Origin of the sequence: Chryseobacterium taichungense (assembly GCF_900109935.1) — a bacterium.
GTDB classification, from domain to species: Bacteria; Bacteroidota; Bacteroidia; order Flavobacteriales; family Weeksellaceae; genus Chryseobacterium; species Chryseobacterium taichungense.
The window spans coordinates 28,709-53,750 of sequence record NZ_FOBV01000004.1 but is presented as its reverse complement, the minus strand read 5'-3'; the positions used below and the strand labels follow the sequence as shown (position 1 = coordinate 53,750).

Annotated in this window: 32 protein-coding genes; 25 read left to right on the top strand and 7 right to left on the bottom strand. The window is 36.2% G+C overall.

The genetic code is table 11. The features are described from left to right. The first annotated feature begins 92 nt into the window (after positions 1-92). From paaB to BMW64_RS09490, 14 genes are all read left to right on the top strand, one after another. Positions 93-374, top strand: a complete 282-nt coding sequence (gene paaB, locus BMW64_RS09565) for a 1,2-phenylacetyl-CoA epoxidase subunit PaaB (protein ID WP_027373980.1) — start codon at positions 93-95, stop codon at positions 372-374. A 30-nt stretch (positions 375-404) separates the two neighbouring features. Continuing rightward, positions 405-1,193, top strand: coding sequence for a 1,2-phenylacetyl-CoA epoxidase subunit PaaC (gene paaC, locus BMW64_RS09560; RefSeq protein ID WP_089999765.1), 789 nt, complete (start codon positions 405-407; stop codon positions 1,191-1,193). 105 nt (positions 1,194-1,298) lie between these two features. Beyond that, positions 1,299-1,736, top strand: a complete 438-nt coding sequence (gene paaD / locus BMW64_RS09555) for a 1,2-phenylacetyl-CoA epoxidase subunit PaaD (protein ID WP_089999764.1) — start codon at positions 1,299-1,301, stop codon at positions 1,734-1,736. A gap of 91 nt (positions 1,737-1,827) precedes the next feature. Further along, positions 1,828-2,628: an enoyl-CoA hydratase/isomerase family protein gene (locus tag BMW64_RS09550; protein WP_089999763.1), complete on the top strand. Its 801-nt coding sequence runs from the start codon at positions 1,828-1,830 to the stop codon at positions 2,626-2,628. A 105-nt stretch (positions 2,629-2,733) separates the two neighbouring features. Then, positions 2,734-3,867, top strand: coding sequence for a 3-hydroxyacyl-CoA dehydrogenase NAD-binding domain-containing protein (locus tag BMW64_RS09545; protein WP_089999762.1), 1,134 nt, complete (start codon positions 2,734-2,736; stop codon positions 3,865-3,867). Positions 3,868-4,184: 317 nt separating this feature from the next. Then, complete coding sequence (locus tag BMW64_RS09535; protein ID WP_089999760.1) at positions 4,185-4,499, top strand: hypothetical protein; 315 nt, start codon at positions 4,185-4,187, stop codon at positions 4,497-4,499. 239 nt (positions 4,500-4,738) lie between these two features. Continuing rightward, the gene (locus BMW64_RS09525) at positions 4,739-5,152 is read left to right on the top strand and encodes a PaaI family thioesterase (protein WP_090000123.1); all 414 of its coding nucleotides are present in this window, start codon (positions 4,739-4,741) and stop codon (positions 5,150-5,152) included. Between the two features lie 67 nt (positions 5,153-5,219). Next, complete coding sequence (locus BMW64_RS09520) at positions 5,220-5,570, top strand: four helix bundle protein (protein WP_089999758.1); 351 nt, start codon at positions 5,220-5,222, stop codon at positions 5,568-5,570. Between the two features lie 75 nt (positions 5,571-5,645). Beyond that, positions 5,646-6,851 carry a 3-oxoadipyl-CoA thiolase gene (gene pcaF / locus BMW64_RS09515; protein ID WP_089999757.1) on the top strand — a complete coding sequence of 402 codons (1,206 nt, stop codon included), beginning with the start codon at positions 5,646-5,648 and terminating at the stop codon, positions 6,849-6,851. 164 nt (positions 6,852-7,015) lie between these two features. Further along, positions 7,016-7,609 (top strand): acyltransferase, encoded by a 594-nt coding sequence (locus BMW64_RS09510; RefSeq protein ID WP_089999756.1) that lies wholly within the window; start codon positions 7,016-7,018, stop codon positions 7,607-7,609. A gap of 74 nt (positions 7,610-7,683) precedes the next feature. Continuing rightward, positions 7,684-8,265: a transposase gene (locus BMW64_RS09505; RefSeq protein ID WP_089999755.1), complete on the top strand. Its 582-nt coding sequence runs from the start codon at positions 7,684-7,686 to the stop codon at positions 8,263-8,265. Between the two features lie 76 nt (positions 8,266-8,341). Continuing rightward, positions 8,342-9,172: an alpha/beta hydrolase gene (locus BMW64_RS09500; protein WP_089999754.1), complete on the top strand. Its 831-nt coding sequence runs from the start codon at positions 8,342-8,344 to the stop codon at positions 9,170-9,172. A gap of 72 nt (positions 9,173-9,244) precedes the next feature. Next, positions 9,245-11,740 (top strand): phenylacetic acid degradation bifunctional protein PaaZ, encoded by a 2,496-nt coding sequence (gene paaZ, locus BMW64_RS09495; RefSeq protein WP_089999753.1) that lies wholly within the window; start codon positions 9,245-9,247, stop codon positions 11,738-11,740. A 53-nt stretch (positions 11,741-11,793) separates the two neighbouring features. Further along, positions 11,794-12,477 carry an SMUG2 DNA glycosylase family protein gene (locus BMW64_RS09490; protein ID WP_089999752.1) on the top strand — a complete coding sequence of 228 codons (684 nt, stop codon included), beginning with the start codon at positions 11,794-11,796 and terminating at the stop codon, positions 12,475-12,477. Positions 12,478-12,585: 108 nt separating this feature from the next. Here the strand turns inward: BMW64_RS09490 and BMW64_RS09485 are convergent, their stop codons facing one another. From BMW64_RS09485 to BMW64_RS09475, 3 genes are read right to left on the bottom strand one after another with little or no spacing between them, the layout of a single operon-like run. After that, positions 12,586-13,413: a T9SS type A sorting domain-containing protein gene (locus BMW64_RS09485; protein WP_089999751.1), complete on the bottom strand. Its 828-nt coding sequence runs from the start codon at positions 13,411-13,413 to the stop codon at positions 12,586-12,588. Between the two features lie 18 nt (positions 13,414-13,431). Beyond that, entirely contained in the window at positions 13,432-13,977 is a 546-nt protein-coding gene (locus BMW64_RS09480) for a phage tail protein (RefSeq protein ID WP_089999750.1), read from the bottom strand. Positions 13,978-14,007: 30 nt separating this feature from the next. Continuing rightward, positions 14,008-14,553, bottom strand: coding sequence for a phage tail protein (locus BMW64_RS09475; protein WP_089999749.1), 546 nt, complete (start codon positions 14,551-14,553; stop codon positions 14,008-14,010). A gap of 253 nt (positions 14,554-14,806) precedes the next feature. Here BMW64_RS09475 and BMW64_RS09470 point away from each other — a divergent pair, with 253 nt between their 5' ends. After that, positions 14,807-15,571: an enoyl-CoA hydratase/isomerase family protein gene (locus BMW64_RS09470; RefSeq protein ID WP_089999748.1), complete on the top strand. Its 765-nt coding sequence runs from the start codon at positions 14,807-14,809 to the stop codon at positions 15,569-15,571. A 53-nt stretch (positions 15,572-15,624) separates the two neighbouring features. Here the strand turns inward: BMW64_RS09470 and BMW64_RS09465 are convergent, their stop codons facing one another. Beyond that, positions 15,625-16,422: a hypothetical protein gene (locus tag BMW64_RS09465; RefSeq protein ID WP_143052674.1), complete on the bottom strand. Its 798-nt coding sequence runs from the start codon at positions 16,420-16,422 to the stop codon at positions 15,625-15,627. 153 nt (positions 16,423-16,575) lie between these two features. On the opposite strand from BMW64_RS09465, the gene BMW64_RS09460 reads away from it, so the two are divergent. From BMW64_RS09460 to BMW64_RS09430, 7 genes are all read left to right on the top strand, one after another. Beyond that, positions 16,576-17,193 (top strand): hypothetical protein, encoded by a 618-nt coding sequence (locus BMW64_RS09460; protein ID WP_089999746.1) that lies wholly within the window; start codon positions 16,576-16,578, stop codon positions 17,191-17,193. A gap of 32 nt (positions 17,194-17,225) precedes the next feature. Beyond that, positions 17,226-17,516 carry a winged helix-turn-helix domain-containing protein gene (locus BMW64_RS09455; RefSeq protein ID WP_089999745.1) on the top strand — a complete coding sequence of 97 codons (291 nt, stop codon included), beginning with the start codon at positions 17,226-17,228 and terminating at the stop codon, positions 17,514-17,516. Between the two features lie 63 nt (positions 17,517-17,579). Further along, the gene (locus BMW64_RS09450; protein ID WP_089999744.1) at positions 17,580-17,870 is read left to right on the top strand and encodes a hypothetical protein; all 291 of its coding nucleotides are present in this window, start codon (positions 17,580-17,582) and stop codon (positions 17,868-17,870) included. A gap of 25 nt (positions 17,871-17,895) precedes the next feature. Next, the gene (locus BMW64_RS09445) at positions 17,896-18,381 is read left to right on the top strand and encodes a Coq4 family protein (RefSeq protein ID WP_089999743.1); all 486 of its coding nucleotides are present in this window, start codon (positions 17,896-17,898) and stop codon (positions 18,379-18,381) included. 15 nt (positions 18,382-18,396) lie between these two features. Next, the gene (locus BMW64_RS09440) at positions 18,397-19,767 is read left to right on the top strand and encodes a DUF4153 domain-containing protein (RefSeq protein WP_089999742.1); all 1,371 of its coding nucleotides are present in this window, start codon (positions 18,397-18,399) and stop codon (positions 19,765-19,767) included. A 198-nt stretch (positions 19,768-19,965) separates the two neighbouring features. Continuing rightward, positions 19,966-20,508: a hypothetical protein gene (locus BMW64_RS09435; protein WP_089999741.1), complete on the top strand. Its 543-nt coding sequence runs from the start codon at positions 19,966-19,968 to the stop codon at positions 20,506-20,508. Between the two features lie 52 nt (positions 20,509-20,560). Then, positions 20,561-21,073 carry a hypothetical protein gene (locus BMW64_RS09430; protein WP_090000122.1) on the top strand — a complete coding sequence of 171 codons (513 nt, stop codon included), beginning with the start codon at positions 20,561-20,563 and terminating at the stop codon, positions 21,071-21,073. Positions 21,074-21,148: 75 nt separating this feature from the next. Here the strand turns inward: BMW64_RS09430 and BMW64_RS09425 are convergent, their stop codons facing one another. From BMW64_RS09425 to BMW64_RS09415, 3 genes are read right to left on the bottom strand one after another with little or no spacing between them, the layout of a single operon-like run. Beyond that, on the bottom strand, positions 21,149-21,832 hold the full coding sequence (locus BMW64_RS09425) for an FKBP-type peptidyl-prolyl cis-trans isomerase N-terminal domain-containing protein (protein WP_089999740.1): 684 nt from the start codon (positions 21,830-21,832) through the stop codon (positions 21,149-21,151). A gap of 29 nt (positions 21,833-21,861) precedes the next feature. Further along, positions 21,862-22,311 carry a D-aminoacyl-tRNA deacylase gene (gene dtd / locus BMW64_RS09420; protein ID WP_089999739.1) on the bottom strand — a complete coding sequence of 150 codons (450 nt, stop codon included), beginning with the start codon at positions 22,309-22,311 and terminating at the stop codon, positions 21,862-21,864. After that, positions 22,312-22,764, bottom strand: a complete 453-nt coding sequence (locus tag BMW64_RS09415) for a hypothetical protein (protein ID WP_089999738.1) — start codon at positions 22,762-22,764, stop codon at positions 22,312-22,314. Positions 22,765-22,873: 109 nt separating this feature from the next. Here BMW64_RS09415 and greA point away from each other — a divergent pair, with 109 nt between their 5' ends. The 3 genes from greA (at position 22,874) to clpX (ending at position 25,018) form a co-directional block, all read left to right on the top strand. Continuing rightward, positions 22,874-23,344: a transcription elongation factor GreA gene (gene greA, locus BMW64_RS09410; protein WP_089999737.1), complete on the top strand. Its 471-nt coding sequence runs from the start codon at positions 22,874-22,876 to the stop codon at positions 23,342-23,344. A gap of 35 nt (positions 23,345-23,379) precedes the next feature. Then, positions 23,380-23,769 (top strand): HIT family protein, encoded by a 390-nt coding sequence (locus BMW64_RS09405; protein ID WP_089999736.1) that lies wholly within the window; start codon positions 23,380-23,382, stop codon positions 23,767-23,769. Positions 23,770-23,830: 61 nt separating this feature from the next. Further along, positions 23,831-25,018 (top strand): ATP-dependent Clp protease ATP-binding subunit ClpX, encoded by a 1,188-nt coding sequence (clpX, locus tag BMW64_RS09400; RefSeq protein ID WP_089999735.1) that lies wholly within the window; start codon positions 23,831-23,833, stop codon positions 25,016-25,018. The last annotated feature ends 24 nt before the right edge of the window (positions 25,019-25,042 follow it).

The following is a 25,042-nucleotide window of genomic DNA, read 5'->3' as shown; positions in this document are numbered from 1 at the left end:
AAATGTAACAATCCTATTGTCATTCTGTATAAAGCGAAGAATCTCATTATTGTTAAACTGTTACATTGATACATTGTTAAATTAATTTAATTATGGCAAACTTAGATATGTGGGAAGTGTTTATTCAGACTAAACCGGGATTATCCCACAAACATGTTGGAGTGGTACAGGCACCCACAGCAGAAATGGCTTTGCAGAATGCAAGAGACGTTTATACAAGAAGAAAGGAAGGAACTTCGGTTTGGGTGGTTCCAAGTAAATATATCGTAACTTCGGAAGGAGTAGATAAAGAAGCGTTTTTCGATCCGGCAGATGACAAATTATACCGTCACCCGACATTCTACGAGATCCCGAATGATGTAAAAAATATGTAAAACAGCGATTGGCTGTTAGCTGCTGGCAATTTGCCAAAAGCTAGACGCCAAAAGCCAAAAGCTAAAATAATGAACCCATTATACAATTATTTGTTAAGACTGGCAGACGACAGCTTCATCATGGGACAACGCTTGTCCGAGTGGTGTGGTGAGGGCCCTTATCTGGAGGAAGATATCGCGTTAACGAATATCGCATTGGATGAACTTGGGCAAGCCAACAACTTTTACGTCTACGCTTCAAGAGTTATTGATGACGGGAAAAGTGAAGATGATCTTGCCTTTTTAAGATACGAACATGAATATGTAAATGCCCATTGGGTAGAGCTTCCCAACGAAGATTATGCACAGACGATTTTAAAAGTGTATGTATTTGCGGTGTACCAGAAGCTGATGTATGAAGCATTGTCAAACTCTGCGAATGAAGAGCTTTCTGCCATTGCTCAGAAATCTTTGAAAGAAGTTAGATATCATTATACCCATGCCGCTTCCTGGATGAAAATCTTCGCTCAGGGAACGGAAGAAAGTAAAATTCGGCTGGTGAAAGGCATCGAAAATATCTGGGAATATACAAAAGGATTATTTGCGAAAACAGAAGGTGAAGATGATTTAGTTGCCTTAAATATTGCACCTAATACAGATATTCTTTACGAAGAATTCCTTACGATTACGCAAAAAGACTTTGCAGATTTCGGGCTGGAATATCCTGTAAATCCTTTCATGCAGCCAAAATCAAGAACAGGCTATCACACAGAATATTTCGGATATATCCTTTGTGAATTACAATATATGCAGAGAGCATATCCGGGGTGTACGTGGTAAATAAAATGTACCAATATATCAATGTAGCACTCTAGCAATGATTGGTACATTGATATACTGTTAAATTGTTAGATTAAATTGAGAGATCCTTTAGACATATTAGAAATGGTTCCCGATCCGGAAATTCCCGTGATCAATATTGTGGAATTAGGCATTGTAAGAGAAGCTAAAGTTATCGGTGAGAATTCTTGTGAAGTAACGATCACGCCAACTTATTCTGCCTGTCCAGCCATGTTTACCATTGAAGAAGACATTATCAAGATCATGAAACAAAACGGTTGGGAAGCCAAAGTAGTCACCAAAATGTTTCCGATCTGGACGACAGACTGGCTGACGGATGAAGCAAGAGAAAAACTTCGTGTTTACGGAATTACTCCTCCCGAAAAAGGAGCAGATGAACATCATATCGGGAAACCGAAGAAGTGTCCACGCTGTGGTTCCGAGCATACGAAGCAGATCAGCAGATTTGGATCTACATTATGTAAAGCTTCTTATCAATGCTTAGACTGTCTAGAACCTTTTGACTATTTTAAATGTCATTAAATTGATGTCTTGTTACATGATTTAATATTGTTAAATTAGAGCATCGTTAAATCTTTGAATTTTTAAATAAGTTAAACTTAAATTTAAAACCATGTACACACAACTCGATATTGAGACGCACTTTGAAGGAAAACTAAAAATCGCTTATCTCAACCAACCGGAAACCATGAACGCGCTCACAAAGCCTTCATTATCAGATTTAAAAGATTTTTTTAAAGAATGCAGTGAAGATCCAACTGTACGATGTGTCGCGATCTCAGGAAGAGGCAGGGCTTTTTGCTCAGGTCAAAATCTGGACGATGCATTCGTTACCGGCAAAGAGCATCATGATCACGATATCATCAGAAAAATTGTAACGGATTATTACAATCCTTTGGTGATTGAACTTACACGCTGCAAAAAACCTGTGGTAGCATTGGTAAACGGCCCTGCCGTAGGAGCCGGAGCTATGTTGGCGCTGATCAGTGATTTTGTTTTAGCAAGTGATAAAGCCTATTTTGCACAGGCCTTCTCTAATATCGGACTAATTCCTGATACTGGAGGAACATATTTTTTGCCTAGATTGATGGGCCGTCAGCTGGCAAATTATTTAGCTTTTACAGGAAAAAAATTGTCTGCAGAAGAATCAAAATCATACGGTCTGGTTGCTGAAGTATTTCCGGAAGAAGAATTCAATTCAAAATCAATGGAGATTCTTGAAAAAATGGCTAATATGCCGACAGCAGCAATTAAATTAACGAAAAAAGCATTCGCCAACTCTTACAGCAATACGTTAAAAGAACAACTTGAACTGGAAGCCGATCTGCAACAGGAAGCTGCAGGAACTGAAGATTTTATCGAAGGAGTAAATGCCTTTTTACAAAAAAGAAAACCTGATTATAAAGGAAAATAAAATTAATATAACAATGTACCAGTGTAGCAGTTTACCAGTGAGATGCTTCGGCAAGCTCAGCATGACAGTGATTGTTACATTGATACATTGTTACACTGTCACATTATGAAATATGTAGGAATTATCGGTGCCGGGACTATGGGAATTGGCATCGCACAGGTGGCCGCCACCAACGGATGCAAAGTTTTGGTTTACGACGCCAATCCCAAACAAGCGGAAACTGCAACCCTTGGTCTGGAGAAAACACTGATCAAACTGGTAGACAAACAGAAAATTTCAGCAGATAAAATGACTGAAATTTTATCCAATATCTCTATCGCAACAGAACTGAAAGACTTCAAAGAATGTGAGCTCATCATTGAAGCCATCATTGAAAATAAAGAAATTAAGACCAAAGTATTCACTGAATTGGAAAGCCACGTTTCAGAAAGCTGTATCATTGGTTCTAATACATCCTCCATTTCCATCACCTCACTCGGTGCAGAATTAAAGAATCCTGAGCGTTTCATCGGAATTCACTTCTTTAATCCGGCTCCTATCATGCCTTTGGTGGAGGTAATTCCTTCTTTGCTTACTGAAAAATCTTTAGCGGATAAAATTTACCATTTAATGAAAGAATGGGGCAAAACGCCTGTTATTGCCAAAGATATTCCAGGATTCATTGTGAATAGGATTGCACGCCCATATTACGGAGAAGCATTAAGAATTGTTGAGGAAAATATTGCAACTCCCGAACAGGTAGATGATGCCATGAAAACTTATGGGAACTTTAAAATGGGACCATTTGAATTAATGGATCTTATTGGAATTGATGTGAATTTTTCCGTAACTACAACCGTGTATAAAGACTATTTTTACGATCCGAAATATAAACCGTCTTTGTTGCAGCAAAGAATGTCTGAAGCTAAGCTTCACGGCAGAAAAACAGGAAAAGGCTTCTACGATTATTCTGAAGGGGCAGAAAAGCCTGTTCCTCAGAAGGATGAAGTTTTGTATGATGATATTTTTCACAGAATTCTCTCCATGCTTATTAATGAAGCGGTTGAAGCAAAAAGATTGGGAATCGCCAGTGATGAAGATCTTGATTTGGCCATGCAGAAAGGTGTAAATTACCCAAAAGGTCTTTTACAATGGGGGAAAGAAATCGGATATGATCTGGTAACTGAAGTCCTTGAAAATCTTTATGATGAATACCAGGAAGACAGATACAGACAAAGTCCGCTGCTGCGTAGAATGTAACAATATACTAATTGACAACGAATATCATGTTGAGCAAACCTGTCGAACTATATCATTTGAAATTGTTGCTTTATAATTATGATTAAAAAGAAATTGATCTCATCTTTTACGGTAGCCCTTTTCTCAACAATTTTTGTAGGAGGTATATTTCACTTAACTGATACTCGTTTTAGAGCGGCTGACGGTGATAAAATGTTTAGTTGGGGATTTGTAATCATCTATTTTTCAGTGATGTTTATAAGTCGTCTTTTTATGGATAGACTGATGATTTTTTTTAAAAAGACTGGTCGAAAAGATTTGATAAAATAGAACGGTTAATGGATATAAATGCATTCAGGGCAGAATTGGAAACAAGGCTTCTTATTGAAAAAGAATATATTATTCAGGAGCTTGATTCTATTAAAACCTATCAGGAGCGGATTGAATTGCTGCCAAAATTTAATAAGAAATATAAGTTGCTTATCAAAAGGCTTGCGGATGAGGAAGGTTTGGATCTGAATGCTCTCTATCAGAAAAAAAATGATCCTAAGTCGAAAAATCTTTCTAATGGACAGGTCATTCTCGGTGTAACCATGAATATTTATGACCAGATGGCAGACGATTTATATGAAAGAATAGCAGATACAGAGTAAAGTGAATAATCAAAAACTTAAAAAAGCGTTCACGCAGACAGCAATTTCATTTTCGGTTATGGCAATCGCAAATTATCTGACATACTACTTTTCAGATATGAAAATTTTTTCATGGCGTTTCATGATCATACTTTTTGTGATTTATTTTTCAGCCAATTATTTTCTGGCAAATAAAGAGCTAAGCCGGAAAGATATTTTTAAAACAAAAAACAACGGATTAAGTTAATCAATATATGGAAATGACTCCAACACAGGTTGCAGAATATATGTTGAATCAGGATGAGTTCTCTCAATGGATGAATATCAGACTGATTGAAGTAAAAGAAAACTATTGTTTAATCGAAATGCCCATCAAAAAAGAAATGATGAATGGGCTAAAAACCGTTCACGGAGGCGTTACCTTTGCTTTTGCCGATTCTGCGCTGGCATTTTCGTCTAATAATTCAGGAGATGCTGCTGTTGCCTTAAACTGTATCATCAATTTTACCAAAGCCGGGAAAGAAGGTGATATTTTCAGGGCAGAAAGTATTTTAGTGAACGATACCAAAAAAACTGCTGTTTACGACATTAAAATTACCAACCAAAACAACGAGCTGATTGCCAAATTTGTCGGAACGGTGTATAAAATAGGGAAAAAAGTAACCGAGCTTTAAGCTCAATATAACAATGTATCAATATAACAGTTTACCAATCATAAAATAGAATTAATTTTTAACACAAATGATAAATTTTGAAAATAATCCACTCCTTGACAAAACGGTTCAATTTTCTTTAGACATAATTGAATTTTGTGAATTGTTAGATGAAAAAAGAAAGTTTGTTATTGCAAAACAGTTGTTACGCTCCGGAACGAGTATTGGAGCCAATGCATTTGAAGCACAAAACCCTCACAGCAAGAATGATTTTATTAATAAAATTAAAATTGCGGCTAAAGAATTAGAAGAAACAAAATACTGGCTCTATCTCTGTAAAAATTCTAAAACTTATCCTTTCAACGAAAGGTTAGAAAATCAGATTACTGAGATTGGGAAAATTATTTATAAAATATTGAGTACAAGTTTAAAAAATTAACCTGACAATGTAACAGTTTATCGATGTATCAATTGTTACACTGTTACATTACTAGATTGTTACCTTTAAAATATTATGAACAACGTATATATCATAGATTATGTAAGAACACCGATTTCAAAATTATCCGGAGGACTTTCAGAAGTTCGTGCGGATGATTTGGCAGCGGTAGTTATTAAAGAAATCATAGCAAGAAACCCGGAAGTTCCCGTAGAGGAAATTGAAGATGTTATTCTCGGGTGTGCCAACCAGGCCGGTGAGGATAACAGGAACGTGGCGAGAATGGCGCTGCTGCTGGCCGGACTTCCATGTAAAATCGGAGGAGAAACAGTAAACAGGCTTTGCGCTTCAGGAATGTCGGCGGTAGCCAATGCTTTCCGTGCGATTGCTGCAGGAGAAGGTGAAATTTATATTGCGGGCGGCGTAGAGCATATGACACGCTCACCTTATGTAATGTCAAAACCAAGCACGGCTTTCGGAAGAGACAGCCAGATGTTTGACACTACTTTCGGATGGAGGTTTGTCAACCCTAAAATGAAAGAAATGTACGGGGTAGATGGAATGGGAGAGACAGCTGAAAATTTAGCGGATATGCACCAGATCAGTCGTGAAGATCAGGACAAATTTGCCCTTTGGTCACAGCAAAAAGCGAGCAAAGCTCAGGAAAGCGGAAGACTGGCGGAAGAAATCGTGAAAGTTGAAATTCCCCAGAAGAAAGGTGATCCTAAAGTTTTTGATACTGATGAATTCATCAAACCAACTTCCTCAATGGAAGGACTAGGAAAACTTCGTCCTGCTTTCAGAAAAGAAGGAACAGTAACTGCAGGAAATGCTTCAGGAATGAATGATGGTGCTGCTGCATTGATTTTAGCCAGCGAAGAAGCGGTACAGAAATACGGACTCCAGCCGATTGCTAAAATTTTAGGTTCAGCCGTTGCCGGTGTAGAGCCAAGAATTATGGGAATCGGTCCTGTAGAAGCCACTCAGAAAGTACTGAAAAGATTGAATCTCTCGTTGGATGATATGGATATTATTGAACTGAATGAAGCCTTTGCAGCTCAGGCTTTAGCCGTAACAAGAACATTAGGATTACAAGATGATGATTCAAGAGTCAATCCAAATGGAGGAGCAATTGCAATCGGTCACCCGCTTGGAGTTTCCGGCGCGAGAATCGTAGGATCTGCTGCCATGGAATTACAGAAACAGAATAAAAAATATGCCCTGTGTACCCTTTGTATCGGTGTCGGACAAGGTTACGCAATGGTGATTGAAAAAGTATAATTTTTCAATAAATGAAACAATATACCAATTTAACAATGCATCAATGTAACAGTGTAACAATGTAATGTTTATTGAAAATCAGTTACTACTGAATTGTAGAATAATTTCAATTGGTAAATTGGTAAACTGATTCATTGTTATATTAAATTTTTAACAAAAAATTTATGAATATCTACTCATATCACGGTATCAGACCGATCATTAAACCTTCCGCTTACATTCATCCGCAGGCGGTAATTATTGGAAATGTGGAAATCGGTGAAGAAGTGTACGTGGGACCCAATGCGGTAATCCGTGGAGATTGGGGAAGAATCATCGTTAAAGACGGAGCAAATGTCCAGGAAAACTGCACGCTGCATGTTTTTCCAGGGATTGAAACTGTTTTGGAAGAATCTGCGCACATCGGTCATGGTGCAATCATTCATTCCGGGCATATCGGAAAAAATTGCTTAGTTGGAATGAACGCTGTCGTGATGGATAAAGCAATTATTGGTGATGAATGCATCATCGGGGCGTTAGCTTTTGTTCCCGCAAACTTTACATGTGATGCAAGAAAATTAATCGTAGGAAGCCCGGCAAAAATTATCCGTGATGTTTCAGATGAAATGATCAAATGGAAAACCGAAGGAACAAAATTGTATCAGGAATTAGCAAGAGAAGGAAAAGATGCCATTTTACCTTGCGAGCCTTTTACAGAATATGTTCAGCAGATTCCTACTAAAATTATAAATTATAGTATTTGGGATGATATGAAGTAAACCTCATAGGTTTTTAAAACCTATGAGGTTTACAACGTGGTTTTACTCAGTATACCTTGCTTTAAAAACACAAAATGAAGAAAAACTCAAACACAGAAAATTTTGAGAGTGGGTATGTTTATCATATTTACACTCATGCAAATGGAAATGATTTAATTTTTCGGGAAGAAGAAAATTATAGATATTTTTTAAAGAAACTTGAAAAATATATAAATCCAATAACTGAAATGTATGCATATTGTTTAATGCCAAATCATTTTCACCTATTGTTAAGATTTAAAGAATTGAAAGAGATCGAAAATGAGCATTTTTATTTAATGAAACATTTTAGCAATTTACTAAACGGATATGCAAAAGCATATAACAAAAGATATAATAGAAAAGGATCTCTTTTTCTTGACTATATAAGGCGTAAAAGAGTTGATAATAAAAAATATTTACTTAAATTATTACATTATATCCACAATAATCCTGTCAATCACGGATTTATAGAAGATATTAATGATTGGAAATATTCATCCTATCAGTCTTATATTAATTTTTCTAAAGAAAGCAGAATTGAAAGAAAAGAAATGATGCAATATTTTGATACCATAAATGAATTTGTAGAATATCATAAATCAAATGTAGAGTATGATTTTCTAACAATCGAATAAATAGAATTTAATTCAAACCTCATAGGTTTTTAAAACCTATGAAGTTTTGAGAGAACAGCCAACAAAGAAATAAAGTATGTTAAAAAAACTTCTCATTTTCTGTAGTATTTTATTTGTATTTCAAAATGTGATTTTAGCCCAAAACGGGAATGTGAAACCACTGACTATCGGAGAAAACAGAACATTTAAGTCTAAAATTTTAAATGAAGATAGAACGTTAAACATCTATCTTCCGCAAAATTTTGATAAAAGCAAATCTTACCCTGTTATTTACCTTTTGGATGGAAGCATGAATGAAGATTTTATCCACGTTACAGGGCTTGTACAGTTTTTCAATCAAATGTATTCAATGCCGGAAACGATCGTGGTAGGAATTGCGAATGTCGACAGAAAAAGAGATTTCACGTTTCATACCGATTTAAAAGATTTGCAAAAAGATTATCCTACAACAGGACATTCTGATAAGTTCATTAATTTCCTTGAAAATGAATTAAAACCTTATATCGAAAGTCAGTTTAAAACTACCGATACTTATATTTTCGGACAATCCCTTGGCGGACTATTAGCGACAGAGATTTTATTGAAAAAACCTGAAATGTTTAACCACTATTTTATTATCAGCCCGAGCTTGTGGTGGGATGATGAAAGCCTTTTAAAGAAGGCAAACCAGCTATTAACCAAAATTCCTGATACTACGAAATTTATTTACATTTCGGTCGGAAAAGGCGAACATCCTGTGATGGTAAAAGATGCAGAAGATTTATATGATGTTCTTAAAAAATCAAACAAAAAAAACTGGGCAGTAGAATATAAAATGATGGAAACGGACAATCATGCAACGATTTTGCACAGAAGTCTATACGAAGGGTTGGTGAAATTATTTCCCTATCAGGAACAGAAAAAATAAATATAATCCCAATGTAAAAATGTATAATCAATTGGTAAACTGTTACATTGCTACATTGTTAAATTAAATTTTATGCAAAAATTAAAAAACTATATCCACGGCGAATGGATCGAAGGTACCGGAAACGGAATTCCTTTGTACAATGCGGTGACTGGAGAACAGGTGGCTATCTCCGATACAGAAGGGCTTAATTTTGAACAAGCCTTGGATTACGGAAGAACGATTGGGTACAAAAACCTTTCATCCATGACGTTCTATGACCGTGGGGAGATGCTGAAAAAAGTAGCACTTTACCTTTTAGAAAGAAAGAAAAAATATTACGAATTATCTTATAAAACAGGAGCGACTCATGTCGATTCGTGGGTAGATATTGAGGGAGGTTTTGGTACTTTCTTTACATACTCAGGTTTGGCAAAAAGAATGCTTCCGAATACACCTTTTTGGGTAGATGGAGACACACAGAAAATTTCTGCCAACGGAACTCACCTCGGAACCCATATTTTAACGCCAAGTGAAGGGGTTTCCGTCCAGATCAATGCCTACAACTTCCCGGTTTGGGGAATGTTGGAAAAACTTTCGACATCATTATTGGCGGGTGTTCCTTCCATTGTAAAGCCGTCTCCGTTTGGATCTTATTTAACGAATGCCGTTTTTCAGGATATGATTGAAAGCGGAATCCTTCCCGAAGGAGCCGTACAATTAGTTTGCGGAGAGCCCGGAAATATTCTGGATTATGTTCAGGATGGAGATTCTGTGTTATTCACGGGTTCTGCAACAACGGGTAGAAAATTAAAATCTTTACCATCTGTTGCGGGAAATGCTGTTCGTTTTAATATGGAAGCAGATTCTTTGAACTGTTCAATTCTCGGTTTGGAGGCAAAGCCTGGAACTCCTGAATTTGATTTATTTATCAAAGAAGTTCGTAACGAAATGACCACAAAAGCAGGACAGAAATGTACAGCGATCCGAAGAATTATCGTTCCTGAAAACTTAATCGGAGATGTGCAGCATGCTTTATCCAAAGCTTTAGATCAGACCAAAATCGGAAACCCGTTAAGCAGGGAAACGAGAATGGGTTCTCTGGTAGGAAAACAGCAGTATGATGAGGTTTTAAGAAAGATCAATTTGCTGAAAGCTGAAACCGAACTGATTTATGATGGGCAGCATGAACTGGTAGATGCCGATTATGAAAACGGAGCATTTATGAGTCCGAAATTATTCTTAAATGACAAACCTTTTGAAAAAAATATCTCTCACGATGTAGAGGCATTCGGACCTGTTTCTACTTTAATGCCTTATAAAGATGCGGAGGAGGCAGCTGCCTTGGCAAAAAGAGGAAAAGGAAGCCTGGTTGGATCCATCGTTTCTTACGACGATCAGTTTGTGGCAGAAACTTCATGGAAAATGGCGTCCCAGCACGGGAGAATTTTTGTTTTGAACAGAGATAATGCCAAGGAAAGCACCGGTCACGGTTCACCACTTCCGACATTAATGCATGGCGGTCCCGGAAGAGCTGGAGGAGGCGAAGAGATGGGCGGACTGAACGGCCTTCATTTTTTCCTTCAGAAAACAGCGATTCAGGGTTCTCCGGATATATTGACGGCAATTACTAAAGTATATCAGCAGGGTGCTGAAAAGAAATATTCTGATAAGCATCCGTTCCAGAAATATTTTGAAGAAGTAGAAGTTGGCGATTCGCTTGAAACAGCAGGAAGAACAGTGACTGATGCCGATATTGTGAATTTTTCCAATGTTTCATGGGATCATTTTTATGCACACACTGATGCAACAAGCTTATCCGGAACTATTTTCGATAAAACGGTTGCTCATGGGTACTTTATCCTTTCTGCAGCGGCAGGATTGTTTGTATCAGGTAAAAAAGGACCTGTTATTGCCAACTATGGGTTGGAAAACTGTTCATTCTTCAAGCCGGTTTATGCAGGAGATACGATTACCGTTTATTTAACGGCGAAAGAAAAAATCAACCGCGGAGTGAAGGGTAGAAATATTCCTTCTGGAGTGGTAAAATGGTTGGTTGAGGTTGTTAATCAGAGGGAAGAAGTAGTGTGTGTAGCAACAATTTTAACGCTTGTTGCAAAACAGTCACCGTTCATCGATCTTAATGTAAAAAATGTTCAGAAAATTCTCAACGGCCTAACAGAAACCACAACTGCGAAATGGGGGAAAATGTCACCTCAACAAATGATCGAGCATCTGGAACATGGCGTATTGGTAAGCTTAGGAGAACCTGAAGCAGACAAATGCTATACTCCGGAAGAACACCTGGAAAAATGGCAGGATTCACTTTACAATCATAGAAAAATGCCGAAAGATTTCCCTGCTCCGTTCTTAGCGGATGATGAAAAGCTTTTGGAATTAAGACATAAAAACCTGGAAGCAGCCAAACAGGCGTTCCTGGAAAATCTTAAGAGATTCGTAATTTATTATAAAGAAAATCCACAGGCGGAACACATGAATTTCGTATTCGGAAAGTTGAATAAAGAAATGTGGGAGCTGATGCACAGAAAACATTTTACGCATCATTTTGAGCAGTTTGGATTGATTTAATTTAATCATATACAATGTAGCAGTTTAATTGCTACATTTTTTTATATTGTATTGTGGGAAATTTAGCAGACAACATAATTGAATTCAACAAAAATTTAACTTACAATGGAAAGCTTCCGGAAGATTTTCAGGTGTTGAATCCTTATCTCGACAATCCGGAAACGCTGGAAGTCATGCAGCAGTTTTACTGTAAATATTATAATGATTCAAACCGTCGGAAATTTTTAATTGGAATTAATCCCAGCCGTCATGGAGCCGGGGTTACCGGAGTTCCTTTTACCGATACCAAACGCCTGGAAAGTGTTTGCGGAATTCCAATGACCTCAGCACGTACGCATGAAGTTTCATCGGTATTTGTGTATGATATGATTGCAGAATATGGAGGCGCAGAAGAATTCTATAGAGATGTGTATATTAATTCACCTTTTCCGTTGGCAATTGTAAGAAAATCGAAAGGAAGCTGGGTCAATGCTAATTATTATGACGATAAAGCTTTGTTTAATGATGTAAAGGATTTTATGATTGATTCCTTAAAAAAACACATCAGTCTCAATCTGGATACTTCGGAAGTATTTATTATGGGGAAGAAAAATGCAGATTTTATTTCAAAACTTAATCAGGAAGCCGGACTTTTTGATAAAATGACCGTTTTAGAGCATCCTCGATATATTCAGCAATATAAGTCGAAAGAGAAGCAGTTGTTTATCGACAAATATATTTTAGCATTAAAAAAATAAAAATCCCCCGAATTCAATTCAGGGGATTTACATCACACACTTATGCATTAGAACCGTCACGGTATAATTACCTGTATCAAAAAGTTTCGTGGTTATTAGTTAAGTATTTTATTTTTTGATAATTTTATAAACTTCTGAAGAAGATTTTACCAGATAATTACCTTTTGGAAGTTCAGAAATATCTGCTTGATTTACACCTTTTCTTGCTTCAATAGTTTTAACCAACTGCCCAGATTGACTATATACTTCAAATTTAGAATTCTCCGTTGCTTCAATCGTAAGAGGCCCGCTAGTAGGATTCGGATAGACGTTGTTTGCTTTTTTAGAAGCTTTTACATCATTAGCCGCTAGTACAAGATTGCTGTCTTTCACCCAAGTAAAGGCATCCAGCGCCATATAACGGAAATCTCCACCTATCGTAAGGGTAAGCTGGTCGATCACCAGATTGCTATAATTTTGGCCATTTAAATTTGTAAGATCAATAAGCGTATATCCGTTATTGATGTTAATAGAGGTTGTAAAACCGGTGGTTTTTGTCTGAGCGAATTTTGTGACACCAGAAAGTTTTCCTGTGACTGTAATCGTTCCAGGAGCAGAAAGAACATTAAATCTGTCTGCGAGATATACCCAAAATCTATTAACTTTAAACAGGTTCGAAGTCGTTTTTATAGTTAATGATGAATTTGCGAAAGCTGCAGTAGCAGTTCCAGTATTGTCTATAAATCTGTTGTCTGTCGTTATACCATTCCAGCCGCCTCCGTTAAGAGTATATATATCATAGGTTGCCACACCGGATATAATATTAAAAATCACACCATTATCCGTGAAGCTTGTACTTCCAACTGATTCGGTTTCAAATTGCTCTGTACTGGTCTGCGCAGTTGAAAAGGCAGAAATAAGCAGACTGTAGATTAATAAAATGGTAGTTCTTTTCATGATTTAGATATTTATTGTTTATGGTCTTGATGGGAAAATACCTTGAACACAAATGATGTAATTCATTCCTAGATAAGGAGACATTGTATTTATCGGAATATTCTGCCCGATATACACAACAGAGGTTCCATTAATAGCAGTGTCCGGATTGGTATCCGCAAAACTTGGAATAGCATCAAACTGTCTTCCGTTTGGCTGACCCGTTATTGCAATAGATGATACCGCCGAAGGGGTGATGCTCGAAGCATTTGTATTTGCTATTCTTAACTGGCTGTTAAAACTTGGTAGATTTTGTGATAAAAGAGTAGTCTGCGGATTTCCTGCAGCTTCTCCAAGAGCAATGTTCTTCCCTGTATTTGAAGTTCCTGCTCCGAAAGGAGCCCGTCCGTTAAGGTTAGGTAGAGCAAATGTTGTTCTTCCATCTCCTCCGTACGTATTCCCCAATAAAGAAAAAAGGGCTGTATTTTGGCTTATACTTAGTAAAGCTCCATTGCAAAGCATATAACCTTTAGGTGCAAAGTTACCTGCAAACAATTTTATGGTTCCTAATAGTTCTTCGTCCATGATTATTTGTATTTGATAGTTATTAATATTTTAAGGTCTTACTGGATAAATTCCTTCTACACATATGATGTAGTTTATTCCGAGGTAAGGAGACATTGTTGCTACAGGAACATTTTGCCCTATATAACTTACAGACATTGGATTGATAGCCGTATCCGGATTACCATCTACGAAACTAGGAATAGCATCAAACTGTCTTCCATTGGGTTGCCCTGTAATGGCAATAGCAGAAGACGGTCCAGGCGTTATTGATGTCGCATTTGTGTTGGCAATTTTCAGTTGGCTTGTAAAACTTGGTAGATTAAAAGAAAGCAGAGTGGTTTGTGGTGCTCCTCCCATTTCTCCTAAGACATAAGATTCGCCCGTAGTTGATCTTCCTGTACCGATTGGAGTACGTCCGTTAAGATTAGGAAGCGCAAATGTTGTCACACCATCACCTCCGTACGTTGTTCCTAAGATTGAGAATAGTGCTTCGTTTTGTGAAATGCTTAATAAAGCGCCATTACAGAACATGTATCCTCTGGGTGCAAAGTTTCCTGAGAATACTTTGATTACACCCATTAATTCGTCGTCCATGATTAATAATTTTTTCAGTTTTAAATTCCTACTCTTTTATGGCTTTTCGGATACCGCCCTTTTTGGTGTAAATGTCATATTGATTGACAGTTCAAAGTAACGACAATCACAAACGTTGGTATAGAGTAGAAAATACTAAATTCATGATTACGTATTTCTACGTAGTGAGAGTTTAGAAAAAATTTAGTTCATGCGTATTTCTTCTGAAAGCATTGTATTTATTACATTTGTAAAAATCTAATTAAAACTAAAAATGAACGAATTTGTAGTAGCAGAACTTAAAAATAATATCGCCGAAATTACTTTCGGAACACCCAAAAGCAATTCTCTTCCCGGAGCCATCCTGGAAAAATTAGCACAGACTATTCTTGATGAGGGATTAAAAGATGAAGTAAAAGCCATTCTTATAAAAAGCGAAGGCGAAAAAGCTTTCTGTGCCGGAGCAAGCTTTGATGAATTGCTGGAAATTGAAGAGCTTGAAAAATCCACAAAGTTTTTCGGAGGCTTTGCTAAAGTTCTGAATGCCATGAGAAACTGCGGTAAAATTGTCGTAGTAAGAGTTCAGGGAAAAACTACCGGAGGTGGAGTGGGAATTGCCTGTGGGGCAGATTATTGTTTCGCAACAAAAGATGCTGCACTGGCGCTTACGGAAATTAATTTAGGTATCGGCCCTTTCGTGATCGGTCCTTATGTGGAGCGAAAAATCGGGAAATCACAGTTTTCGGCAATGGCTATTGATGCAGATTTCAGGTCGGCAGAATGGGCGGAGCAGCATAATATTTATCATTCCGTTTCTGAAAGTATTGAACAAATGGATGCTAAGCTTGAGAAATTCCTTCAGACACTTGCGTCAAGAAGTAGTGATGCTTTAGCTTTGATTAAAAAGGTTTCCTGGGAAGGCACGGATGATTTCAACGAACTGATGCCTGCAAGAATTCACATGAGTGCGAGCCTGATCCTCGAAGATTCTGCAAAAAAGAATATTGGAGCCATTAAGGAAAGATTAAGGGCGAAATAATATAATTTGCTATAAATAAAAACCACCAGTCTAGACTTTGGTGGTTTTTTTGTTTAATGAAAAGGGTAATCAGTATATCTTTTGAATTCTCCACTTTCTGTGTTAATTGTAACAGTTTCAAAGTGATCTCCATTTTCAGTTTCTTCTTCAAAAATATAATTGCTGCCATTTTTTAGAATTTCTATTCCGCATAAAATTTGTGATTCAAACTTTTTATTTTTTCTGTTTTCTCTGAAAATCTCTTGGGCGGTGTTGAGGTTTATTTTCAATTTTTGATTGAGGTTGTCAAATTCTTTTGTACCGGGATTAACGAATTTCAAGCGCTTATTTTTACTGGAAGGCAATTCTATCAAATATCTTGAGATTTTACCTTTTGTAATAGATTTATTAATGGTATAAGATTCAGATACATAACATTGATGATTAATTACGTTTTCAAATTGTCCATATTCAAGCAATGCTTCATGATGAAATCCGGAGAGTGAAAACTTAAGGTTATTACTTGTTGTTACAATAATTGTGTCGGTTTTGTAAAACCTTTTATAAGGAATTTTTAAGCGGTATAGTCTATCCGGACTATAATTATTCTTTAAAACAGTGTCTTCAATAAGCTTTTTATTTCTGAGTATTTGAAACTTAAGATCCTTATATTCTGAAGGTTTAAAATCCGTGAATAAAAGAAATGGTTGTCCTTCAACGGTCGTAATGGTATCGCAAATATTTGAATATTTATTTTGTTCAGCGGTTAGGTTTTTTGCGACTGGTTCAGTGTTATCAGAATAATCAGATACAAATAAATAAATCATAAATCCTAAACAGGCGAGAAACAAGATGACAAAAACTTTCTTCATAATTATATTATCAGTCATTTTTTTAAATGTAATAATACAAAATCATTATTTGTATACAATATATTTTCAATAACAAATTCACATTGTAATTTTTGATAAAAAATATTTGTTAATTCAAAAAAAATAATAACTTTGTAATTCAAAGTTCTTTTTATGGAATCAAAAAACTATCACGAAGACTTATCACATATTCGTTCCATGATGGAGCGTTCTTCAAGATTTATTTCTTTAAGCGGATTATCAGGAGTTGTAGCAGGTTTGGCTGCTATCATCGGTGCCGTGTATGTTTATTTTGTTTTTAAAAGAGAAGGAATTGACTATTTTGATGGTGACAGAAATATTTTCGGACCTTCTTTGGTAAAAGAACTGATTTTCATTGGAACTGCTATTCTTGTCGTCGCTATTCTGAGCGGATATCTATTTACAGCTCACAAAAGTAAAAAGAACGGACTGAAGATCTGGGATGCAACGACAAAACGTCTGCTCGTCACTTTTGCGGTTCCACTGGTTACCGGTGGAGTATTTTGCCTGGGCCTTCTTTATCATCATCTTTTTGTTTTCGTAGCACCTGCAACTCTTATTTTTTATGGATTAGCTCTGGTAAGTGCAGAAAGATATACCTTAACCGACGTAAAATACCTGGGATATTGTCAGATCATTTTAGGATTAATCTCACTGTTTGTTTTGGGATGGGGATTGCTTTTCTGGACGATCGGGTTCGGAGTATTACATGTTGTTTATGGAATGATCATGCATATTAAGTATAAATAATAATTACTTTTGCAGATCTAATTGATATAATAATGATAAAGATAAATCAACTCAATAAAGAATTCGAAAGCCGGGTACGATTAGGCATTATGTCTGTTCTCATGGTCAACGACTGGGTTGATTTCTCTGAAATGAAAAGTCTGCTTGAGATCACAGACGGCAATTTGGCAAGCCACAGCAACGCATTGGAGAAGGCGGGATATATTGAAGTAAAGAAAGAATTTGTCGGAAAGAAACCTAAAACGTCTTACCGTGTTACACAAAACGGTAGAAAAGCTTTCACTGACCATCTGAATGGATTGGAAAAATTGCTTGGAAAATAAAGGAATTTTTTTTAAATATAAACTTTGAAATACAAAGTACTTTTTAATTTAAAATATTAAATAATGATTACACAAAAACAAAAAACAACAATTATTTTCGCTGTACCTGCTTTATTGCTTGCTGCCGCATTTTTTGCAAACCTTTTGATGAAAGACTGGAATTGGTCCATCTTTGATTTCATTGTCGCCACAGTAATCCTTTTCGGAACTGCTTTTTTCGTAAATCTCGTTGTGCTTTCTAATAAAACTTTTATCACCAAAGTTCTGGTTTCATTTGTCATACTGCTGATCGTTTGTCTGGTTTGGATCGAGTTGGCTGTAGGTATTTTCGGGAGTCCTTTTGCAGGAAACTAAGTGAACCTTTAAAATTTAATTTTTTATGAAAAAAATACGCGTTCAATTTTTGCTTTTCATTTATGATAAAACCCAAAAGCTTTACCGGAAATATTTCAAGAAAAAGGAGAGGCAGTGGCAGTTTACCGAAAAACAGCTGCTGGAATTTCAGGAAGATTCTTTAGGAAGAAAATTAGGTGAATTTTATAAAAAACACGGTTTTAGTATGATTCCGAAAATGGAAAATCATGATGTTCACCATCTGATTACAGGCTGTGGGACTAATTTCGAAGATGAAATTGCCATGCAGTTTCTTTTGCTCGGCAATGGCAAACTGAATGCTCATCTTTTGGCAGCTATCGTTTTAGGAAGTCTGATTTTACCGGAATATTATAAAACCTACATTAAAGCCTACAGAAAGGGACAAAAAATGCGCCCATTTTATGAATGGGATTTTGAGGCCTTACTATGGCAAAATTTTGAGCATCTGAAAGATTTTATTCAACAAAAAAATACGGAGGTTCACTTTTAAAATTAAATAAAAACTATGAAAACACATCACTATATCTTCCTTACAACTGTGTTATTTATCATTCTGTTTTACGACCAGAATATGGGACTCAATCTTGGAATTATAACTGTAATCTATTCCATCCTCACGTTTTTCAGAACGCCTGTGAAAAACAGAACTCCCACTTTCTTTTTCCTTTTTATTACAAGTTTATTTTCGGCAGCAGCATTTGCCTGGTACGGAGATTTCCCTTCATTTCTGGCTATCGTAAGCTCGGTATTACTTTTGGGCTATCGCTCAAAAAACAGAAGAATGAAAATTCTTTTGCTGGTACCCGTTATTGTTACCAATTGCTCAACTTTTTTATGCAGGTTCTTTAGCTTTGACAAATGGCTCCCAAAGAGAAAAATTCCCGGATTCTGGCAGAAAATGTTTGCGTTTATATTAATTCCGTTACTGCTGATTTCTGTATTCTTCGGAGTCTACTCGGCAGGAAGCGATCATTTTGCCAATCTTTTTACAAATATTGAACTAGACATTAATTTCTGGCAGTTGATTGCCATTACTGCTTTGGGACTTTTTGTTGCATTTAATTACTGGAATTATATTGTTGAAAGAATTATTTACAAAACTAACGGGCTCTTGGACAATAACTTTGGAGAAAAGGATAAAGTTCTGAAACCTACCTATTCTTTTTTTGACCTTGATACGGAAAGAATGAGCGGCTTGATTTCCTTACTGGCTCTCAATATTCTGCTGGTATTTTTCATAATTACTTACAACTACGAGCAGTTTTATGAAACAGTAAAAAGTCCGTCCCGGCTTTCCCAGGAAACACATGAGAGAGTGAATGTTGTGATTATTTCCATAGTTATGGCCATTTTTGTGATTATGTTTTATTTTAAATCCAGTTTCAATTTTGATCCTAAAGCAGGCTTAATGAAAATATTAGCAAAAGTTTGGATCTTCCTGAATGCTGTTCTCGTCATTTCAGCATTGGTGAAGAACGCGGAATATATTGAAAATTATGGGTTTACTTATAAAAGATTTGGTGTGTATGCATTTTTAATTCTTTCATTCATAGGATTGGTGATGACGTACATTAAAATACAGCTCAGAAAAAGAAATGTATTTCTTTTCAATGTGATGACGTGGTACATCTATGGAACAATTCTGGCTTGCAGCTACATCAACTGGGGCGGAATCATTACCTCCCAAAATATGAAACGTAAAGATTTTATGATAAATTATTATGAAACAACCATTAATTTCAATGAAAAACAATTACTGGAATATGCAGAAAGAAACCATAACCAGAAGCTTAAGCAGAAAGTATTAAATAAAGTAAAACCACAACAAGAGGAGAAAATGCTTTCAAAGATTCTATATTATCAGACGATAAAATAATGGTGAAAAATCTAAATATGATAAGTCGCAATTGATTTTCTTTAAATCAAATCCTAATATTTTTTTAAGCTAAAAAATAAGCCATTGGAATAATTTTGGCATCTTCATATACTCAAAGTTTGAAATACTGAAAATTATTTTGTTTAAAATTTAAACATAAACAATTAAAGCTTAATACATTAAATTAATACAGCCATTATGAAAAAAATATTTTTTCTCATCCCACTCATCATCATATCATGTAAAAAAGAATCGAAAATACAGGAAACGCAGAATACGGATTCACTGGCGTCGACAACGGAACAAACTGCAAATCCTGAAAAAACAGATTCCTCTGCCGTAAAGATGAAAGATTCCATTATCAATAATGCTCCAAAAACGAAGGATGTTTTACGCACCGGCGTTATGAGAGAAGTTAAGGACGGACAAATCATCAGAACGGTAGACGGTGAGCATCTTCCGATAACATTGGGTGAGGAATTTACTAAAGACAATCAGGAGCTTGTTCTCAAAATTACCGATTACAGTAATCCTGAAATAAAGGCCAGAATTTCGACCAAAGAGAAGGATTTTAACATACGCTTCAATCAGATAAAATTACCAAACGGCGATTACGATGGTCCTTTCGGGAGAGATCTTACCTATGAAATAAAAAATAAAGGCGAGGTGTGGCTGATTATCGGTAAAAGTAATATGGCCTCAGGAAATACCAAAGGAAATTTTACAGTAAGTATAGAATGATGTTTTGGAATTTGGTATAATTTCTGCTTGCAAAACTTTAAAATTTATCAATATGAAAAATATGATTTTGACAGCGGCAGTGGCCTCACTTGCTGTAGTAAGCTGCGGAACAGTGCAGTCGTTGGTTCAGAATACATTTCCTTATACAGCTAATGTTTTGATTTCAACAGGCGTTCCTGCAGATAAAGAAGTTTCATCTACCGCAACAGCATCCAATGTGCAAACTTGGTTTGGGGGAAACAATAATGCAAAAATTAAAGATGTAAGAATTTCCGATGCTAAAGTTTCTGTAGTATCACCTTCGGGAGGAAATTTAAGTGCTTTTAAATCAATTAAAGTTTATATATCATCAAGCGGTACAGGAGAAAGGCTGGTTGCCTCAAGGACGAATATCGCTACCGATGCTTCAAGCCTAACGCTTGATCTTGAAAATTCAGGTTTTCTTGATGAGGTCGTGAAAAGTACAGGGGTTACCGTAAGAACGGTTTACGAACTGAAAAATCAGACAAGTTCAGACATGAATCTCAGAATTGCTCTTAATTTCAGCAGTATTCCTGCGAATTAGTTTTTTTATAAAAGTTTATTGGAAAAAACGTCTTTCAGCAATGAAAGACGTTTTTGTTTTTTGTATGATTAAAATTTATTTGAAATCAACCAGTTCGACATCAAAAATAAGCGTTGATCCTGGAGGAATGATATTCCCGGCACCATTGTCGCCATAAGCAAGGTCGGCAGGCAGATAGAATCTGTATTTTGCCCCTTTACTCATCAGCTGTATACCTTCGGTCCATCCTTTTATTACTCCGGAAAGGCTAAGTTCAGCAGGTTTTCCACCGTTTTTCTCTGTAGAGTCGAATACCGTTCCATCCATCAGTTTTCCGGCATAGATAACAGTTACGGTGCTCGTTGCAGTCGGTTTTGCTTTTCCGTCGCCTTCTTTAAGCACTTCGTACTGAAGGCCACTGGCAGTGGTTTTTATATTTTTATTAAGCTTATTTTTAGCGAGAAAATCATTTCCTTTCTTTTTATTTTCTTCCGCCTTAGCTTTTTCTATAGCCATTCTTTTTTCATTCTGCTTCTGCATAAAGCCCTGCATAAAATTCCCCATTTCTTCTTTTGGAAATAGTTTTGGCTTATCTCCAAACTCATCTTTCATTGCCTGGGCAAGCAAGTCGGGATCTACTGCGAAACCTTGTCTCTTCATATTTTGTGCAATATCAAGACCGATATAATAAGAAGCTTTTTGATCTTCAGTATAGCTTTTTTGAGCATACACAGAGCTTATTCCGCCGAGAATAAGTAAAGTAACGAATGTTTTTTTCATTTTTTGTTAATTAAAAATTAGGTGCAAATTTAAGATTTAATTACAGAATCCATCACAATTGTTACAGGTCCGTCATTAATTGGTGAAACTTTCATGTCGGCTCCGAAAATTCCGCTCTCGGTTTTTAATCCGGATTTTGAAATTTCATCTTTAAAATAATCAAATAGCGGAATGGCTTTATCGGGCTTTGCCGCTTTAATGAATGACGGGCGGTTACCTTTTTTGTAATCCGCAATCAGAGTAAACTGACTGATACACAAGATTTCACCTTTAATGTCCTGTACGGAAAGATTCATTTTGCCTTCATCATCTCCGAAAATTCTTAAGTTTAAAATTTTCTGCACAAGCCAGTCGGCATCTGTCTGAGTATCATTTTCGTCAATTCCTACCAGCAACATCAATCCTTTTCCGATTTCTCCTACAATTTTTCCGTCTACTTTTACACTGGATTCTGAAACTCTTTGTACGACAACTTTCATTTAATAATAAATATTTAAAATTTTCCCCGATGGGTCATAATTGTAAAGATAAGTTTTAGGAGGTACATTGGCCACGGCTGTAGGTTGTCCGGTAAGAAGTATCCACTGTGCATTATCCTTTGGACAAACTACCCTGATGTTTTCCTGAACTTCAAGTGTTGTATTATTATCAGGGCATATATGCGGAGCATTCCGGTCATAGACCTTAAAGGTTGTATCGGAGGCTCTTACCACGATAAGGCCTCTGGTACCGGATTGTTGTTCATTAATATAAACCCATCCTCCAACCTGGTTCAGAACGTAATAGGCAGGAAGATTAAGATTAAGTGTGACATTTATAGGATTACTGGGGAAGCAACTTACGGTATCTTCTCTGCTCCCACAAGATTTTATGGCTAAAATACTGACTATCAATAATGTTATTATAGATAATATTGAGAAAGTTTTTTTCATTTCAATTTAAATTTTTATATATTTGTAAAAATTAAACGATTACAACTCGAAAACATTGTCCGGCAAATGTCGGATTATTTTTTTATACTAAAACTAAATTTTGAAAATTATGGCAAGCTATGTTACAAAGGAGGGATTAGACAAAATGAAAGCTGAGCTGGAACAGTTGGAAACTGTAGAAAGACCAAAGATCACCCAGCAGATTGCAGAAGCAAGAGACAAGGGAGATTTGTCTGAAAATGCAGAGTATGATGCAGCCAAGGAAGCTCAAGGAATGCTTGAAATGAGAATTTCAAAGCTGAAAGATGCTATAGCTACGTCCAAGATCATAGATGAAAGTCAACTTGATACTTCAAAAGTTTCAATTCTTACCACAGTAAGACTGAAAAATAATGCCACAAAACAGGAGCAGGTATTTACGCTGGTTCCTGATAATGAAAGCGATCTTAAAGCTGGAAAAATTTCTGTGAATACTCCGATTGCAAAAGGTCTTTTAGGCAAAGTTGTCGGTGAAACTGCGGATATCACACTTCCTAACGGAAATAAACTTTCTTTTGAAGTATTAGATATTACTTTATAATCAAATCTGACTGCTGAACTCTAAATTTTAGAAAAATGAGCACAATTTTTACGAAGATCATCAATGGCGAAATTCCCTCATACAAAATTGCCGAGAATGATCACTTTATTGCTTTTCTGGATGCAATGCCTTTGGTGAAAGGTCATACGTTGGTAGTTCCCAAAAAGGAAATAGACCTTATTTTTGATCTTGAAAGTGAAGAATATAAAAATCTTTGGGGATTTGCTCAGGAAGTTGCAAAAAAAATTAAAAATGCAATCCCTTGTGTTAGAGTAGGGGTAGCAGTAGTAGGACTAGAGGTACCTCATGCTCATATTCATTTGATTCCTTTAAATAAAATGGAAGATATGAATTTCAGAAATGAAAGACTGAAGCTTACAAATGAAGAGTATACTGAAATTCAGAACTCGATTATTAATTCTTAAAAAACAATAAACTCGTAAATTTTTACGAGTTTATTTAATCTATATTTACCTATATATAAAAATGAATTCAAACCAGTGTTCTTTCTGCGGAAGAAAGAGAAATGAAGTGCAGATGCTGATTTCCGGTCAGAATGGTTTTATTTGTGAAAACTGTATCGAGCAGGCGCATGCCATCGTAAAAGACAGTTCGGCAAAAACAGGATTCTCTCCTGCTGAAAATATGGAAGAGCTGAAAAAGCCAAAAGAAATCAAGGAATTTTTGGATCAATATGTTATCGGGCAGGATCAGGCAAAAAAACAATTGTCAATCGCTGTTTACAATCATTACAAAAGATTACTCCACGCCCAGAACGAAAACCGCGAGGTTGAGCTTGAGAAATCAAATATCATCATGATTGGTGAAACCGGAACAGGAAAAACTTTATTGGCAAAAACCATCGCTAGAGAGCTTAATGTGCCTTTCTGTATTGTTGATGCTACTATTTTAACTGAAGCAGGATATGTAGGAGAAGACGTTGAAAGTATTTTATCCAGACTTCTGATGGTGGCAGATTATGATGTGGAGAAAGCTGAAAGAGGAATTGTTTTCATTGATGAAATTGATAAGATCGCCAGAAAATCAGATAATCCGAGCATTACAAGAGATGTTTCCGGAGAAGGAGTTCAGCAGGGTTTATTAAAGTTGCTTGAAGGAAGTATTGTTAACGTTCCGCCTCAAGGGGGAAGAAAGCACCCGGACCAAAAATATATTCAGGTGAATACTCAGAATATCCTGTTCATTGCCGGTGGTGCATTCGATGGAATCAAGGAAATTATCGAACGAAGAATGAATAAGCAGGCTATCGGTTTCAGTGCTGAGAAAATCAATAAAACTGATGAAGATGAATATGTTTTAACAAATATTAATGCCATTGATCTTCGTTCATTCGGTTTAATTCCTGAGTTGTTGGGACGATTCCCGATCATTACTTATCTTGACAAACTTACCAAAGAAACGATGATCAGGATTATGAAGGAACCTAAGAATTCAATTGTTAACCAATTCATCGAACTTTTCAAAATGGACGGGGCTGATCTTGTTTTCACAGATGGAGCAATTGAGAAAATTGTAGAGGAAACGATTGAAAAAGGATTAGGTGCCAGAGGACTCAGAGGGACAACGGAAAAAGTGCTCGAAGACTATATGTTTTCCATCGGTGAAGAAAAGAAAATTATATTAACTGAGGATAACATTTTTGTTAATAAGTAAAATATTTTTGTTTTTTAATGAAAA